Source organism: Paeniglutamicibacter gangotriensis Lz1y, from assembly GCF_000348945.1.
Taxonomy (GTDB): domain Bacteria; phylum Actinomycetota; class Actinomycetes; order Actinomycetales; family Micrococcaceae; genus Paeniglutamicibacter; species Paeniglutamicibacter gangotriensis.
On the sequence record NZ_AOCK01000007.1, the window covers coordinates 67,873 to 83,578 of the forward strand.

Here is a 15,706-nt window from a genome sequence, read left to right on the forward strand (position 1 = left end):
TCATCATGACAACGACGACGGTAACCCGAGAGCTCAACGCACTCGATCGTTGCGACCGCTGCGGTGCGCAGGCTTTCGTGCGCGCGGTTCTGGAGACTTCTGGTGGTGAACTTTTCTTCTGCGGACACCACGGACGTGCTGTGGAAGCCAAGCTCCGCCCCATGACCATTGAGTGGCAAGACGAAACGGCGCGTCTCTACGAGAAGCCCGTTTACGACGACCAAGACTAAAAAGTCTGCGACGTTCAGTCCGTATAGCGGGGCTCCGGCATCATGCCGGGGCCCCGCTGTCGTTAACCTAGGTTGACGACAGCGCACCGCCGAAGGGCGAAGGCCAGAAACAAAAGCTGCCGGTGCGGTGTCCCCCGTGAAGGAGACACCACACCGGCAGCCAGGCTCGGGTCAAGCGACCCGATACTTCTTAATCAAGGTAGTCGCGCAGCACCTGTGAACGCGAGGGATGACGCAGCTTCGACATGGTCTTCGATTCGATCTGACGGATCCGCTCGCGGGTCACACCGTAGACCTTACCGATTTCATCCAGCGTCTTCGGCTGACCATCGGTCAGGCCGAAGCGCATGGCCACAACGCCGGCTTCGCGCTCCGAGAGCGTATCGAGGACCGAGTGCAGTTGTTCCTGCAGCAAGGTGAAGGACACGGCATCGGCCGGGACAACGGCTTCGGAGTCCTCAATGAGGTCACCGAACTCAGAGTCGCCGTCTTCACCCAACGGTGTGTGCAACGAAATCGGTTCGCGACCATACTTCTGGACTTCAACGACCTTTTCGGGGGTCATATCTAGTTCCTTGGCCAGCTCTTCGGGAGTGGGTTCGCGACCCAGATCCTGAAGCATCTGACGCTGCACGCGGGCGAGCTTGTTGATGACCTCGACCATGTGCACCGGGATACGGATGGTGCGGGCCTGATCAGCCATGGCGCGAGTAATCGCCTGGCGGATCCACCAAGTTGCGTAGGTGGAGAATTTGAAGCCCTTGGTGTAGTCGAACTTCTCGACGGCACGGATCAGGCCGAGGTTGCCTTCCTGAATCAGGTCAAGGAAGAGCATGCCGCGTCCGGTGTAGCGCTTGGCCAACGACACGACGAGTCGGAGGTTAGCCTCGAGCAGGTGGTTCTTGGCGATCTTGCCGTCATGGACGATCTGCTCGTAGTCCCAGCGCAGACGCTTGTCCATCTTCTTGCTGCCGGTATCGGCCGTAAGCTTCTCATTGGCGAAAAGCCCGGCTTCAATGCGCAGTGCCAAGTCGACTTCTTGCTCGGCATTCAGCAAGGCAACCTTGCCGATCTGCTTCAGGTAGTCCTTAACCGGGTCCGCGGTGGCGCCAGCAACCATGACCTGCTGCTGCGGGGCATCGTCTTCGTCGGCGGCAAGGATGAAGCCCTTGGAGTTTGGATCGATGGCCGGGGTCTTCTGCTTTTCCTCGGCGTCTTCGTCCGTCTCGACGTCCTCGCTCTCGACGTCATCCTCGGCCTTGGCCTTGGCACGGGACTTTGCAGGAGCCCGCTTGGCAGCAGGCTTCTTCGCGGTGGCAGCCTTTTCGACAGCTGGCTTTGCAGCGGCCTTAGCCGTAGTTGCAGCAGCCTGCGGTTCGGCGGCAGTGTCTGCTGCCTTGCCATTGGTGGTCGTCTCAGAAGACACGAAATACCTTTCTCACGGTTCGTCCGCGATGCCACCTACCGGTAACACCACTATGACCCTGTCAAGTCCGCGTCCCGCCTGCTAGAGGCGAGTCGGGAATCCGGGTCCAGTAAATTGAACGCCTTTATCCCGCCATTTGTTCCCACCGAGTGTCTCGGCAGTGCTGGCTTGGTAGCCATGGATCACGAACCCAACCGGGTCTGTTGCTTAATAGTCTCTCACGTTTCGACCGCATGGAGATTCATCGAGTCGCTACGACACACGCCTACATGCTCAGGCGCTGAGCCGCCCCTCCAAGCGAAGACGCCAGGCACGTTGCGGATCTGCCACCCACGAGGGCATTTCACCTGTTTCCAACAGCTTCACCATGAGCTGGGCGAGGCGGTACTCCGGATCTTTCTCCAACACGGAGGTAAAGAGCCGCAACGCCGAGCTTCCCTTGCCCTTGGCCCAGTTGATCCATCCCAAGAGACACAACAGCGCGGACTCTTCTTGACCTTCCGCGACCCCGAGCAGGTCCCGACAGAGATACCACAAGTGGTCAAGACGGTCCCAGTCCGGGGTGCAGTTCGATGTCCCCAGCAAGAATCCCGAGAAATCGCTGGCTGCGGTCCCGAAATCCGAGGGCCGGTTCACTTCTTGGAGCGCGCCGGCTGCCCGGACCGCACCGCGGCCAGCCAGATAGGGAAGGATGTCGCGCAGCATCCGATCTTGCAATGAGACCAACAACGAGGCGCAGAAGACTTCTTCGGAGCGCATCTTGTGTTCAGCAACCGCCGGATCCGCTGCTAAGAGCTCAGCCCAGTCCCTCATCAAGGATTCTCGCGGCAACCGCCCTGCATATTCTTTGCACAGGATCTCGGTGTTTTCCCTGATGGCGGCTTTGTTGGACCATGCACAAACGCCGCTGCCGTCCCAAATCTCCGCTTCGGGTGCCGATCCGGCGATTACCATCCGCAGATGGGTCTCGGTCAGCGCTAGGTCCGGCAGGTCAAACCCTTCGGCCGGGCAGCAATCATCGCTCGCGCAGAAGTAGCTGTGCCACCTCTTATCCCCCACGTACCAGGCATCGCGGACGTGAACGCCCGAACGTACTAAGGCAGGGGCTAGCCGGTCGACCAACTCGTGCTTCGGCAGGGAACCGTGGCCCTGTGTAGGGGTGGTGCCGGTGTAGATCGCCGCGAAAACCGCGGTGGGTGCGGGGACCTTGTGAACCAGGTGCACCAGTTGCGCAACCCATCGCGTCGCCTGATCGGTTCCGTTCTCTGGCCGTGGCAGATCCACGCGCAGGGTCGCCGCCAGACCCTGGCCTTGCATGATCAGCAGGACCACGGCGTTGCGCGGGTAGAACCCCAGTGCGTGGGGAATATAGGCCAGTACCTCTTCGGGGCTGACCAGGGAAAAACCGGAAGCTGAAGGTGTTGTAGTCATGCACCCCACTTTGCTCCGCGCCACGGTGCCGGCGGCAGTTGCCGCATGAGATCTGTGGATGCGGGTCCCCAGAGGGTTCGAGATGCTTCGAGCTGTGCGGAACAGTGCGCCGCAAACGGAGTCATCTCCTCCGCGCCAAGCAGGGCAATCTAGCGTTCTTGGATGTCCCGAGCATTGCGCCGCTCGGCCTGCGGCGGGTATTCCCCGCGCAGCGCCATGGCCCGGCGCGCCTTGTTTCGGGTGACAACCATCCCGATCACTCCGCCGGCGATGACGATGAATTGAAAGGAGAGAGCCCACCTGAATGAGTCAAGAGTGTAGAGCTCGGCGCCCGGCCCCGCTGCCCGCTGTTGGAGATCCAACAGCCACCCGACCACGTAGACAGTCACCAACGCGGCCAGGAACCCGCCGACATTGACAATTCCGGTGCCCGTACCGATGACATGGGAAGGGTTGAAGGTGCGCACGAAGTCGAAAGCAATCATCGAGGCGGGTCCGCCGGTCGCAATGCAAACGATCAGTATGATTAGCAGCCACATGGGGGCCGGACCGGGCCACAAGATCACCACCAGCCACATCAGCGCGATCATCCCAATGACGTTGAAGGCTATCGCCGAGCGCCGGTGAGGATGACGCGCGACCGCGGCACCCAAGATGGGGGCAGCCACCAACGCCACCACGACGAAGATCGACAATAGCCCCGATGCCGTGGCCGGGCTGATGCCTTGGCCGGAGACCAAAAAGGGATAGCCCCAGGTCAGCAAGAAGACATTGGCCGTGAATTGCGTGGTGAAGTGCGTCCAGAATCCGAGCCTAGTGCCCGGTTCCTTCCAGGCGACGGACAGCAGGGTACGGGCCCTCGTAGGGACGGCTGGTACCTCCGCTACTCGTGGGCCGTTGCGAACGAGGACCAGTGCAAGGACGAGCCCCAGAACCGAAAATGCGGCCAAGGAAAGGAACGCGGGGGTCCAGCTCCACAGGTGAAGCAGGGCCACGAAGGGAATCAGCGACAACAACTGCCCGAGTTGGCCCACCATGCCGGTGGCTTGGGTGAGCATCGGAATCCGGTGTCCGGAGAACCAATTCGGCAGCAGACGCATCACCGAGACAAAAGTCATCGCGTCACCCGCCCCGACGAAGAACCTTCCAACCAGACCCGAACCAACAGAGTCTGCCATGGCCAGCAATAACTGGCCGATCACCATCAGAGCCGCTCCCCCGGTGATCATTGCCCTCGGACCCCATCGGTCCACCAAGATTCCCACCGGAATCTGCAGTCCTGCATAGACCACCAGCTGCACCACCGAGAATGTGGCCAGGATCGAGGCCGACGCACTAAAGCGGTCGGTTGCCTCGAGCCCTGCCACACCGAAACTCGTGCGCTGCGTTACAGCAATGAGGTAGGCGCAGACACTGGCGATCCACACCAGCCAGGATTTGGCACTGTCGAGATGATCGACCTTTGTCACTTACTTTTCCTTGGCAGCCGTGCCACCTGAATCGGGGAAACCGGAGAGGAATTCCTCAGCGGCTAGGGCGATTTCATCGCCATCGGGAAGTTCCGCATCGACGGTGACCAGCAAGGATCGCCGTTCGATTTCCGGAACGTGCTTGTCGAAGCGTTTTTCGAAGTTTTCCACCATGCGTGCCACGTCCGGGGTCGCGGCAACCTGTTCGGCGATCTGGGATTCGATGTCACGCCCTGCCTCGCGCAGCCTGTCAGTGGGCAAACCCAATTCCATGGCCGCACCGATGTGTTCAAGGATGCCCACAGCAACCTGAGGGTATTCGGCCTCGGAGAGGTAGTGCGGCACGTGGATGGAGTATCCCACCGCGTCCCGACCGGATTCGATCAATCGGACCTCGAGCAAGGCGGTCAGACTTGCCGGAATTTCGGCCGTCGGGGACCACGTGGAAATCCCCTCGATCAGGTCCTTGCGGTTTCCGTGGGCGGTGATGCCCAGCGGACGGGTATGCGGAACAGGCATCGGCACCGCGTCAAAGGACACTGTCAATTGCACGTTGAACGCGTTGATCAGAGCAATGACCGATCGGGTGAACCTGTCCCACGCCAAATCCGGCTCGGGTCCACTGAGGAAGAGGAAGTCGCGGTCCAGCCCATCGGTGAGAAGGTAGAGCTCGATGCTCGGGCCTTGATAGGCGGCAAAGTGGTCGCCCAAAAAGGAAATCTGGGGGCGACGCTCGCGATAGTTGACCAGCTGGTCGGCATCGAAAGATGCAATCAGCCGCGGGTTCAGCGAGTCAAGAAGTTCGGTGCGCACCTGAGCAAGCGCGTGGCCGGCATCGGCGTGGCCACGAAGGCCAATGAGCAGGTCAAGGCCCTGTAGTTCGATGGCGTCGATGTCGAAGTTTTCGAACCTGATCAGGGATTGGGGATCAATCATTGCCGCTGCTCCTTTCGTGTTGTCTCCTGGGGTTCCACACGGTCACACCCTTCGCCAGCCAGCGGAAACGTGTTCCGGCTGGCGCCACGACGCTCCTGTTACCGGCGCAGATTTTCGCTGCGTATCGGATTCTGGGGCTGCATGCCAAGCAAAAGGAGTGCGGGAAGTGAACCCAATATTGATTCGTTCGGTTGCCTACTACCGATGGTCAACCGCGCTGGAGGGGATTTTCTTCCCATGGCACTGACCTACATTCTAGGCCGGATGAGGGCTCGATGCGGTGTGTGCTCCGTCTCAACGATACGATCGATAAAGACCAATCGGCATTTGCGGTCCGGAGACTCCGAACCCGCAGCGCCTTTTTGGCTCCTTCGATGCATGGGCATCTGACATGCATGTACAAATCCAACGAACAGGAATCGTTCCGTGATCAACTCCATGGATCTCAAGCTGACAGCTGTTTCGACCGACATCAAGCGCATCGGTGCAGACGCACTGGTAGTCGGTGTCGTCAAGGGCACCGACGGACCGGTCTTGGTGGCCTCGCCGTTTAGCGCCAAAGTCACCGAGACCCTTCAGAACTCGCTGGCCGCACTGAACATCACCGGTGCAGCCGATGAATTGGTCCGACTGCCGGCCACCGCCGAGACCAAGGCCCAGCTGCTGGCATTCGCCGGCCTGGGCTCTTTTGAGGAATCGACACTCAGCACCGAAGCGCTGCGCCGTGCCGCCGGATCGGCCGCACGCCAGCTCGCCGGAGCCTCCACTGTCGTCTTCGCTCTGCCCGCCGCCACGGTGGACCAGGCAGCGGCCGTGGCCGAGGGTGTTGCCCTTGGCGCCTACCAGTTCAACTCCCACCGCTCGACGCCGGCCACCAAGGTGCCGGTCAGCGAAGCGATCATTGCCACCGCGGCATCCGCCGACAAGGCACTTCCGGCAGCCCTGAAGCGTGCCGCAATCTTGGGCCGCGCAGTACGCGCCACCCGGGACCTCGTCAACGTCGCCCCCAACGTGCTCTACCCCGCCACTTTCGCCCAGGAGGTCAAGGATTCGGTCAAGAGCCAGCCGCTGAAGGTCACGATCTTCGACGAAAAGAAGCTGGAGAAGGATGGTTACGGCGGCCTCATGGGCGTCGGCGGCGGTTCCGAGCGCAAGCCGCGCATGGTCAAGGTTGAATACTCCCCGACCAAGGCCGCCAAGCATCTGGCCCTGGTGGGCAAGGGCATCACCTTCGACACCGGCGGTATCTCCATCAAGCCTGCCGCGGGCATGCACGCAATGAAGTGCGATATGGCCGGGGCCGCAACCGTCTTCCAGGCGATCGTTGCGATCGCCGAGCTCGGTCTGCCGATCAAGGTAACCGGCTGGCTCTGCCTGGCAGAGAACATGCCCGGCGGTGCCTCCACGCGCCCCGGCGATGTCCTGACCATGTTCGGTGGCAAGACGGTGGAGGTGCTCAACACCGATGCCGAGGGACGCTTGGTCATGGCCGATGGCCTGGTTGCCGCCAGCGCCGAGAACCCCGACGCGCTCATCGACGTTGCCACCTTGACCGGGGCCCAGATGGTTGCCCTCGGACTACGTACCGCCGGCGTCATGGGCGATGCAACCCTGCGTGACGCCGTGGTCGCCGCCGCCGACAAGGTCGGCGAAGCCGCATGGGCCATGCCGATGCCCGAGGAACTGCGACCCACGATCGATTCCCAGGTCGCGGACCTGGCGAACATCGGTGAGCGCATGGGCGGAATGATGACCGCAGCGGTCTTCCTCAACGAGTTCGTCGGCGAGACCGATGGCGTCAAGATCCCGTGGGCCCACGTGGACATCGCCGGCCCGGCCTTCAATGAGCAGGCTCCGTTTGGTTACACGCACAAGAACGGCACCGGCTCCTCGGTGCGCACCTTGGTCGCTTTGGCCGAGGACATGGCAACGGGCAAGTAGCCCACAGCTTCGTCCGACCCCTCGAGGATTTCTACTTCCTGTAGTAGTTATCCGCGTACATAACGCCTGGGGCACCTTCAACACCATCGAAGGGGCCCCGGGCGTTGTGTAGCCCGTCACACGCCAACGCAATCTGCCTCACCGCATGTGGCCGCGGGCGTTTCGGGGGGATAAGGTAATGCTGATAGATCACTTGCATTACCGTATTTGTGCACGCCCGAACGGGTACGCACGTACACCCAACAGACCCCCGGTCGACCACAACGTCGGCCACAACTCTTAACGAGGGAGCGTTCACGTGGCCGAATCGGCAGCAACGCAAGAATTCGACATCCTCATTCTCGGCGGCGGTTCCGCTGGCTACTCGGCAGCATTGCGCGCCGTCCAGCTGGGATTCACCGTCGGCTTGATTGAGAAGGCCAAGCTCGGTGGCACCTGCCTGCACACCGGCTGCATCCCCACCAAGGCGTACCTGCACTCCGCCGAATTGGCCGAGAACGCTCGTGAAGGTGCCAAGTACGGCATCAACACCACCCTCGACTCCATCGACTTAGGTGCCGTGCGCAGCTACAAGGACGGCATCGTCGCCGGCAAGCACAAGGGCCTGACCGGCCTGCTGAAGATGAAGAAGGTCACCGTTATCGAAGGTAACGGCCGCCTGGTTTCGCAGGACACCATCGACGTTGACGGAGTTGCTTACAAGGGCAAGAACATCATCCTCGCCACCGGTTCCGAGTCCAAGACCTTTGGCCTGGAAATCGGCGGACGCGTGCTCACCAGCACCGAGGCCCTGAACATGGACACCCTGCCCAAGAGCGCCATCGTGCTCGGCGGCGGCGTCATCGGCGTCGAGTTCGCCTCGGTCTGGAAGTCCTTCGGCGTCGAGGTGACTATCGTGGAGGGCCTGCCTTCGCTGGTCCCGAACGAGGACCCGGCCATCATCAAGAACCTGGAGCGTGCCTTCAAGAAGCGCGGCATCAAGTTCAACACCGGTGTCTTCTTCGAAAAGGTCGAGCAGGACGAGAACGGTGTCAAGGTCTCCTTGGCAGACGGCAAGGTCCTGGAAGCCGAGATCGTACTCGTGGCCGTTGGCCGCGGCCCGGTCACCGCGAACCTCGGCTACGAAGAGGTCGGCATCCCGATGGACCGCGGCTTCGTGCTCGCCAACGAGCGCTGCCACACCGGCGTGGGCAACATCTACGCCATCGGCGACATCGTCCCGGGCGTGCAGCTTGCACACCGCGGCTACCAGCACGGCATCTTCGTGGCCGAGGAAATCGGCGGCCTGAAGCCGGTGGTCGTCGAGGACATCAACATCCCGAAGGTCACCTTCTGCGAGCCGGAGATCGCTTCGGTCGGCTACTCCGAACCCGCTGCCAAGGAAAAGTTCGGTGCCGACCAGATCGAAACCACCGAATACAACCTTGCAGGCAACGGCAAGTCTTCCATCCTGGGCACCAGCGGCCTGATCAAGATGGTTCGCGTGAAGAATGGCCCGATCGTCGGTGTCCACGGCATCGGCGGACGAATCGGCGAGCAGATCGGTGAAGCACAGCTCATCGTGAACTGGGAAGCCTACCCGGAGGATGTTGCTCAGCTCATCCACGCACACCCGACGCAGAACGAATCGCTCGGCGAGGCCGCTATGGCTCTGGCCGGCAAGCCGCTGCACGGTTAGTCACATTTGCATGGCCGGGCACGCATTCCCTGCAGGAATGCGTGCCCGGTGCACTAAGCTCGGAGGCACTGACCTCCCATGGGATGTGCGGGAAACCGCGGATCTCTCGCACACAAATTTTTTAGTTTTAGGAGAACGGGAACAAGATGTCTGAAACCGTGAACTTGCCCGCACTGGGTGAAAGCGTCACCGAAGGCACCGTTACGCGCTGGTTGAAGCAGGTCGGCGACCGCGTCGAGGTCGACGAGCCGCTGCTGGAAGTATCGACCGACAAGGTCGATACCGAAATCCCTTCGCCGGTGGCCGGTGTTATCGAAGAGATCCTCGTCGCCGAGGATGAGACCGCAGAAGTCGGTGCCGCACTGGTGCGCATCGGCGATGGCTCCGGCTCCGCCGAAGCACCTGCAGAAGAGACACCCGCAGCTGAAGCACCCGCCGCAGAGGCCCCGGCTGAAGAAGCCCCGGCCGAGGCAGCGCCTGCCGCCGAAGAGGCCCCTGCCGCACCTGCCGCCGATGCCGATCCGGCTTCCGGTACCGAGATCACTCTCCCGGCTTTGGGCGAATCCGTCACCGAAGGCACCGTCACCCGCTGGCTCAAGGCCGTGGGCGACGAAGTCGCCATGGATGAGCCACTGCTCGAGGTCTCCACCGACAAGGTCGACACCGAGGTCCCGTCCCCCGTGGCCGGAACCTTGCTGGAAATCCGTGTTCCGGAAGACGATACCGCCGAAGTTGGCGCAGTACTGGCCGTCATCGGTGCCGCGGGCGCAGCTGCCCCTGCAGCACCCGAGGCAGCCGCTGCCGCACCTGTTGCCGAGCCAGCTGCTGCACCTGCACCGGCTGCTACACCCGCCGCCGCTCCGGCAGCTCCGGCACAGGCTCCTGCCGCCGCCGCTCCGGCAGCTCCAGCAGCTCCGGCAGCTCCAGCAGCTCCGGCACAGGCTCCTGCCGCAGCTGCACCTGCTCCTGCCACTGGCAACGACGGCTACGTTACGCCGCTGGTTCGCCGCTTGGCCAAGGAGAACAACGTCGACCTGTCCACCGTGACCGGCACCGGCGTTGGTGGACGCATCCGCAAGCAGGACGTCGTTGAGGCTGCTGCAGCCTCCAGCGCTCCGGCCGCCGCGGCTGCACCTGCAGCACCGGCTGCCAAGGCTGCCGCACCAGTCGAGGCTTCCTCGCTGCGCGGCACCGTTGCCAAGGCACCACGCATCCGCCAGGTTATTGCCCGCCGTATGCGCGAGTCCTTGGATACCTCCACTCAGCTGACCCAGGTCCACGAGGTCGACATGACTCGCGTGTTCAACCTGCGCAACGCTGCCAAGGCCGAGTTCGCTGCCATCAACGGTTCCAAGCTCACCTTCTTGCCGTTCATCGCCAAGGCAGTGGCCGAGGCCCTGAAGCAGCACCCGAAGCTGAACGCCGAGTACGACGAGGAAAAGCAGGAGATCACGTACCACAACGCCGAGCACCTGGCGATTGCGGTCGACACCGACAAGGGCCTGCTGGTTCCGGTGATCAACAACGCTGGAGACCTGAACCTTGCTGGCCTGGCCGGTAAGATCGCCGATGTTGCTTCGCGCACGCGCAACAACAAGATCGGTCCGGACGAGTTGTCCGGCGGAACCTTCTCGATCACCAACATCGGTTCGGTTGGCGCACTCTTCGACACCCCGATCATCAACCAGCCTCAGGTCGCTATCCTGGGCACCGGCGCCATCGTGAAGCGTGCGGTTGTTGTGAACGGCGTTGACGGAGACGACACCATCGCCATCCGTCACATGATGTACCTGTCGCTGACCTACGATCACCGTCTGGTCGACGGCGCCGATGCAGGACGCTTCCTGCAGACGCTGAAGGCACGCCTTGAGGAAGGCGCCTTCGAAGCCGATCTGGGCCGCTAAGCCCTAGGCAGTCAAGGTGAGGGCGGTACTCCACGGAGAGTGCCGCCCTCACCTGTATGTTCTCCACCACCAAGGACTGAGCAAAGTTCTACAACACGTCAAATCTCCACTAGGCTTGCATCATGACTTTCTTGACTGCAATCCTCGTATTCCTGCACATCTTGGGCGCAGCCGCAATCTTCGGTGGCTGGCTCGCCAACTTCAAGACCCCCACCGTGAACATCTGGCAGTGGTACGGAGCCATCTCCCAGCTAGTCACCGGCCTGCTGCTGGTGGGCATGGCCGAAATGGGCGACGGCGACGTCAACCACGTGAAGATCGGCGTCAAGGCCCTCCTGGCCATTGGCATCTTCGTGGCAGCACTGCTGGGCCGCAAGAAGATCAAGAACGGCCTCGAGGTTCCGACCGGACTGGCACACGGCACCGGCGGCACCGCGTTGATCGCCATCGCCGTCGCGGTCCTCTGGGTCTAGACCCAACAACCGTGCATCCCGGCCAAGGCCGGTGCTCATGCGGTGCTCCGCCAGGATTTCTGGCGAAGCACCGCATGCGTGTTTAACCCCTAGGCTTCGATTCGCCCGCTGCCCGCCCTAGGATGAGTAGTGGAGGCATCTGCCTCCATCACGCTGCACGTTCAAGGAGTTGTCACCATGGCAGTAACACGAAACGCAAGCACCGTTTGGTCCGGCGATCTGGTCTCAGGTTCAGGGGAAACCACCTTTGACACCTCAGGAATCGGCACATTCCCGGTGACCTGGCGGGCCCGCGCCGAGGCTGCAGAGGGCAAGACCAGCCCCGAAGAATTAATCGCCGCCGCACATGCCTCCTGTTTCACCATGGCATTGAGCAACGTCCTGAAGGAGGCAGGCCACGTCCCCGAAAAACTGGAGACAACGGCCGAAGTGGATTTTGACACCAGTGATGGACCGAAGATCAGCGCAATCCGGCTCACGCTCAAGGCAACCGTCCCGGGGCTGGAGGACACCGAGTTCCAGAAGCACGCCCAGGCAGCCAAGGAAGGGTGCCCGGTCTCGGTCGCTCTGGCTTCAGTCCCATCCATCACCTTGACGGCAAGCCTCAGCTAGGGGTCTAATCGGGTGCGGTGTGCGGGCAGGCGCCCACACACCGCCCCGGCGATCCTTCATTCGACAGCCGAAACTTCCCACAGCCGCCAGCTTCCATCGGTCAGCTTCAGGACCATCTGTATTCGTTGACTCTCGGTTTTCCCGGCACTGACCACCACCGCGCCCGTGGCATCGAGGTAGTGGTATCCAGCTTGTTGGCTGTCTGCTTGCAGCGTCGCGCGTCCCTGCACGTCTCCCGGTAGCACCTGAACATTTATCAGCCGTGTTTCCAACCCTTCCAATCGAAACCCCATCTTCTTCATCGCGGCCATGACCTTTTCGTCGACTCCGAGCGACGGTGAGCCCGGTGCATGGACCTCGCTGAGCGCGGCCATTTTTCCATTCATCAAGCCACTGTCGCGACGCGCAGACAGATCTGCGGCCACCAGCACCAACTCGCGGTCCGTTTGCCCCAAGGCCGGATCCCCTCGCGGTTCGCTGGTCACTGGTGCCACGGCCGCCGCGTCCACCAGTGCCTGCGTTTCCCGGGCAGTGGTGGACGCGGCGTTGCCGTTGATCCAGACCGCTCCCCCGGCCGAAACCGCCACCAGCAGGGCACCGCTACCCAGTGCAACGAGGATTCGGCGGTTTCCGCGCTTCAACCTGTGGATGCGGTGCCCGCTGGCCCAACATTCCGCGGCGCTGCTCCGCTGACTTGTGGACTCCGCTGTGCCGTTACCGGCAAATGCAGCACGCAGTTTACGAGGAACGGGTTTCTGCTGCGCCTTGATCTGGACTTTGCGTTCCTTGAGCAGTTGCTTGTCTGCTGCGCTCGGCGCGCCGCGGCGTCGAGGACCGCCTGATTTCGGGGTTTGCCGGGTGGTGAGCATGTGCTTGAGCGCATCATGCTCAACGGCATCGGTCAGCTCCACCGGCAGGGGTTCCCCGGCAACAAAGATCCGTTGTCCAAACTGCTCGGCGCTGGGACGGATGGCGGGATCTTGCGCCAACGACTGTTCGAGCAGCTTGGCAAATTCGTCGTTGACTTCGGGAACCATGGAGCCCAGCGGTACCCTGCTGGCCGTTGCATTGGGTGGCCGTCCGGTCAGCAGGTACCAAGTGCACGCCGCCAGAGCATAGATATCACGCGCGGGTTCAATGGTTCCGGCCGCGCCTTCGGAGGCGGTTTCCGGAGCACAGAAACCCTGGGTGCCGAACTCCGTGGGCGACTGCCCGACGATTCGATGTGTCCCGAAGTCGCAGAGCTTGGGTTTCCCCTCGGCGGTAAACAATATATTGCGTGGACTCAGATCCCCATGCATGAGCCCACGCTCATGCAGGAAGGCCAGTGCCGCCGCGATAGGTGCCATGACGGTGATGACTTCTCCTACGCCCAATGGCCCGCGGACCGCCACCACCTGTGCCGCAGACCCGGCCGGACAGTACTCCATGAGTATTCCTGGTCCCAACGAGGTGGACACTAGACCGAGACCGTCGACCAGAAATTCATGTCGCAGAGCCGGCGATTCCGCTGCCGCGGCTTCGTCCGTCGCCCCGCGTGGCAGGATCTTGAGGGCGAATTCTTCCTTCGTGGAGTCGTCTTCAACCACCCAAACCGTACTGCCCGATCCCTCATCCAGATGTCTAACGGTACGAAACCCGCCAATGATCGGGAATACCATTGATTCTTCAAAAGATTCCATGAACCTTTTCTACGCCTCATAGAAATAGCGTGCTTAAGTTATCCACAAGCAACAATCCGCTTCACGATTCGAAAGGGCCCTGTCAACGGCGTACTGTTGTCGCCATGAGCATCAATTTCGAGAGAATCGGTCATGCCCCGGAGCTGGTCGATTATCAAGAGGCCTGGGATTTGCAGCGCCGTGTCCACGATGAAGTGGCCGCGGGCGAAGCCGGTCCCAAGGTCTTCCTACTGGAACATGCGGCCGTTTACACGGCAGGACGGCGAACCGAGCCAGAGGATCTTCCGATCGACGGCACACCCGTGATCGATGTCGATCGCGGCGGAAAGCTCACCTGGCACGGTCCAGGCCAGTTGGTCGGTTACCCGATCGTGCGGCTGCTCGATATGAAGGGAATTCGCGAATACGTTTGGACCCTCGAAGAAGCGCTGATCAACGTCGCGGTGGAGTACTCCATTCCCGCGGTCCGCATCAAGGGCCGCAGCGGAGTATGGGTCGCGGGCAGCGACGGTTCCCAGGACCGCAAGCTGGCCGCCATCGGGATCCGTGTGGACCACGGTGTCACGATGCATGGTTTCGCGCTCAACTGCTCCAACGATTTGGCACCCTACAACCAGATCATCCCCTGTGGGATCACTGACGCAGGGGTCACAACCCTCAGCATGGAGACCGGAACCACCATCGATCCGGCCGACGTGCTTGAGCGTGTCGAACAAGAACTTGAATCCCTGCTCGGCCCCCTCGTGGCGTCGACTGCTACCACCCTCGAAGGAGCCCGATCATGAGTGCCGCACCCGAAGGTCGCCGCCTGCTGCGCATTGAGCAGCGAAACACCCAAACCCCGGTCGAGCGCAAGCCTGAATGGATCAAGGCAAAGATCGACATCGGCCCCGAATATGTGGCAATGAAGAAGCTGGTCAAGTCCGAGGGGCTGAACACGGTCTGCGAAGAGGCAGGCTGCCCGAATATCTTCGAGTGCTGGGAAGACAAGGAAGCCACCTTCTTGATCGGCGGCTCCGAGTGCACCCGTCGCTGCGACTTCTGCCAGATCGACACCGGCAAGCCCCAAGCCATCGACCGTGCCGAACCATTCAAGGTCGCCATGAGCGTGAAGAAAATGGGCCTGCGCTACGCAACCGTCACCGGCGTGGCCCGCGATGATCTCGAAGACGAGGGCACCTGGCTGTACGCCGAGACGGTGCGCCGCATTCACCAGCTGAATCCCGGCACCGGTGTGGAACTGCTGATTCCTGACTTCTCCGGCAAGCCTGAACACCTGGACGAAATTTGCGCCTCCGCCCCCGAGGTATATGCACACAACCTCGAAACCGTGCCGCGCCTGTTCAAGTCCATCCGTCCGGCCTTCCGCTACGAACGGTCCTTGGATGTCATTTCGCAGGGCCGGGCCAATGGCATGATCACCAAGTCGAACCTGATCCTGGGCATGGGCGAAACACGCGAGGAAATCACCGAGGCCATCAAGGATCTGGTCGAGGCGGGCTGCGACCTGTTGACCATCACGCAGTACCTGCGCCCCACCGAGCGCCACCTGCCGGTGGATCGCTGGGTCAAGCCGCAGGAATTCGTGGATCTCCAGCAGGAAGCCGAAGAGCTGGGCATCATCGGTGTCATGAGCGGCCCGTTGGTGCGTTCCTCCTACCGCGCCGGCCGGCTGTGGGCTGGCGCCATGCGCCGCAAGGGTTTGCCGATTCCCGAGGAACTGTCCCACATCGCCAGCTCCGGCGACACTCGGCAGGAAGCCTCATCGCTGGTCGGCTCCTAGCCATCCACCGAACCAACTGAAATACCTTCCCCTGCTGCTGATTTGGCAGGGGAACTTCGGGCCGCCGCTTGCGCGGCGGTCCGGATCGTTAACGCTTCGCTGGTAGCTGCCGGAGCACACTCATGGCCGCAGAATATTTCC

General features: G+C 61.8%; 13 protein-coding genes. 8 read left to right on the forward strand and 5 right to left on the reverse strand.

Features of this window, described 5'->3' with window-relative positions:
• The first annotated feature begins 5 nt into the window (after positions 1-5).
• Positions 6-230, forward strand: a complete 225-nt coding sequence (locus ADIAG_RS12310) for a DUF7455 domain-containing protein (RefSeq protein WP_007271707.1) — start codon at positions 6-8, stop codon at positions 228-230.
• A gap of 190 nt (positions 231-420) precedes the next feature.
• Here the strand turns inward: ADIAG_RS12310 and ADIAG_RS12315 are convergent, their stop codons facing one another.
• The 4 genes from ADIAG_RS12315 to ADIAG_RS12330 form a co-directional block, all read right to left on the reverse strand.
• Positions 421-1,656 (reverse strand): RNA polymerase sigma factor, encoded by a 1,236-nt coding sequence (locus tag ADIAG_RS12315; RefSeq protein ID WP_007271708.1) that lies wholly within the window; start codon positions 1,654-1,656, stop codon positions 421-423.
• Positions 1,657-1,929: 273 nt separating this feature from the next.
• On the reverse strand, positions 1,930-3,087 hold the full coding sequence (locus ADIAG_RS12320; RefSeq protein WP_007271709.1) for a DUF4192 domain-containing protein: 1,158 nt from the start codon (positions 3,085-3,087) through the stop codon (positions 1,930-1,932).
• A gap of 149 nt (positions 3,088-3,236) precedes the next feature.
• Positions 3,237-4,556 (reverse strand): MFS transporter, encoded by a 1,320-nt coding sequence (locus ADIAG_RS12325; protein WP_007271710.1) that lies wholly within the window; start codon positions 4,554-4,556, stop codon positions 3,237-3,239.
• Complete coding sequence (locus ADIAG_RS12330) at positions 4,557-5,492, reverse strand: proteasome assembly chaperone family protein (RefSeq protein WP_007271711.1); 936 nt, start codon at positions 5,490-5,492, stop codon at positions 4,557-4,559.
• A 426-nt stretch (positions 5,493-5,918) separates the two neighbouring features.
• Between ADIAG_RS12330 and ADIAG_RS12335 the strand changes: the two genes are divergently transcribed.
• The 5 genes from ADIAG_RS12335 to ADIAG_RS12355 all read left to right on the forward strand — a co-directional run bounded on the left by ADIAG_RS12335 (position 5,919) and on the right by ADIAG_RS12355 (position 12,100).
• The gene (locus ADIAG_RS12335) at positions 5,919-7,433 is read left to right on the forward strand and encodes a leucyl aminopeptidase (RefSeq protein WP_007271712.1); all 1,515 of its coding nucleotides are present in this window, start codon (positions 5,919-5,921) and stop codon (positions 7,431-7,433) included.
• Positions 7,434-7,731: 298 nt separating this feature from the next.
• On the forward strand, positions 7,732-9,111 hold the full coding sequence (gene lpdA / locus ADIAG_RS12340) for a dihydrolipoyl dehydrogenase (RefSeq protein WP_007271713.1): 1,380 nt from the start codon (positions 7,732-7,734) through the stop codon (positions 9,109-9,111).
• A 146-nt stretch (positions 9,112-9,257) separates the two neighbouring features.
• Entirely contained in the window at positions 9,258-11,015 is a 1,758-nt protein-coding gene (gene sucB / locus ADIAG_RS12345; RefSeq protein WP_007271714.1) for a 2-oxoglutarate dehydrogenase, E2 component, dihydrolipoamide succinyltransferase, read from the forward strand.
• Between the two features lie 122 nt (positions 11,016-11,137).
• Positions 11,138-11,488: a hypothetical protein gene (locus ADIAG_RS12350; RefSeq protein ID WP_007271715.1), complete on the forward strand. Its 351-nt coding sequence runs from the start codon at positions 11,138-11,140 to the stop codon at positions 11,486-11,488.
• A gap of 177 nt (positions 11,489-11,665) precedes the next feature.
• The gene (locus tag ADIAG_RS12355; RefSeq protein ID WP_007271716.1) at positions 11,666-12,100 is read left to right on the forward strand and encodes an OsmC family peroxiredoxin; all 435 of its coding nucleotides are present in this window, start codon (positions 11,666-11,668) and stop codon (positions 12,098-12,100) included.
• 56 nt (positions 12,101-12,156) lie between these two features.
• Here ADIAG_RS12355 and ADIAG_RS20305 read toward each other — a convergent pair whose 3' ends face one another.
• Positions 12,157-13,782 (reverse strand): serine/threonine protein kinase, encoded by a 1,626-nt coding sequence (locus ADIAG_RS20305; RefSeq protein WP_007271717.1) that lies wholly within the window; start codon positions 13,780-13,782, stop codon positions 12,157-12,159.
• 104 nt (positions 13,783-13,886) lie between these two features.
• Between ADIAG_RS20305 and lipB the strand changes: the two genes are divergently transcribed.
• Both lipB and lipA read left to right on the forward strand, forming a co-directional pair.
• Positions 13,887-14,567 carry a lipoyl(octanoyl) transferase LipB gene (gene lipB / locus ADIAG_RS12365; protein WP_007271718.1) on the forward strand — a complete coding sequence of 227 codons (681 nt, stop codon included), beginning with the start codon at positions 13,887-13,889 and terminating at the stop codon, positions 14,565-14,567.
• Positions 14,564-15,565, forward strand: a complete 1,002-nt coding sequence (gene lipA / locus ADIAG_RS12370; RefSeq protein ID WP_007271719.1) for a lipoyl synthase — start codon at positions 14,564-14,566, stop codon at positions 15,563-15,565. The genes lipB and lipA overlap by 4 nt, the downstream gene beginning before the upstream one ends.
• Positions 15,566-15,706 lie beyond the last annotated feature (141 nt).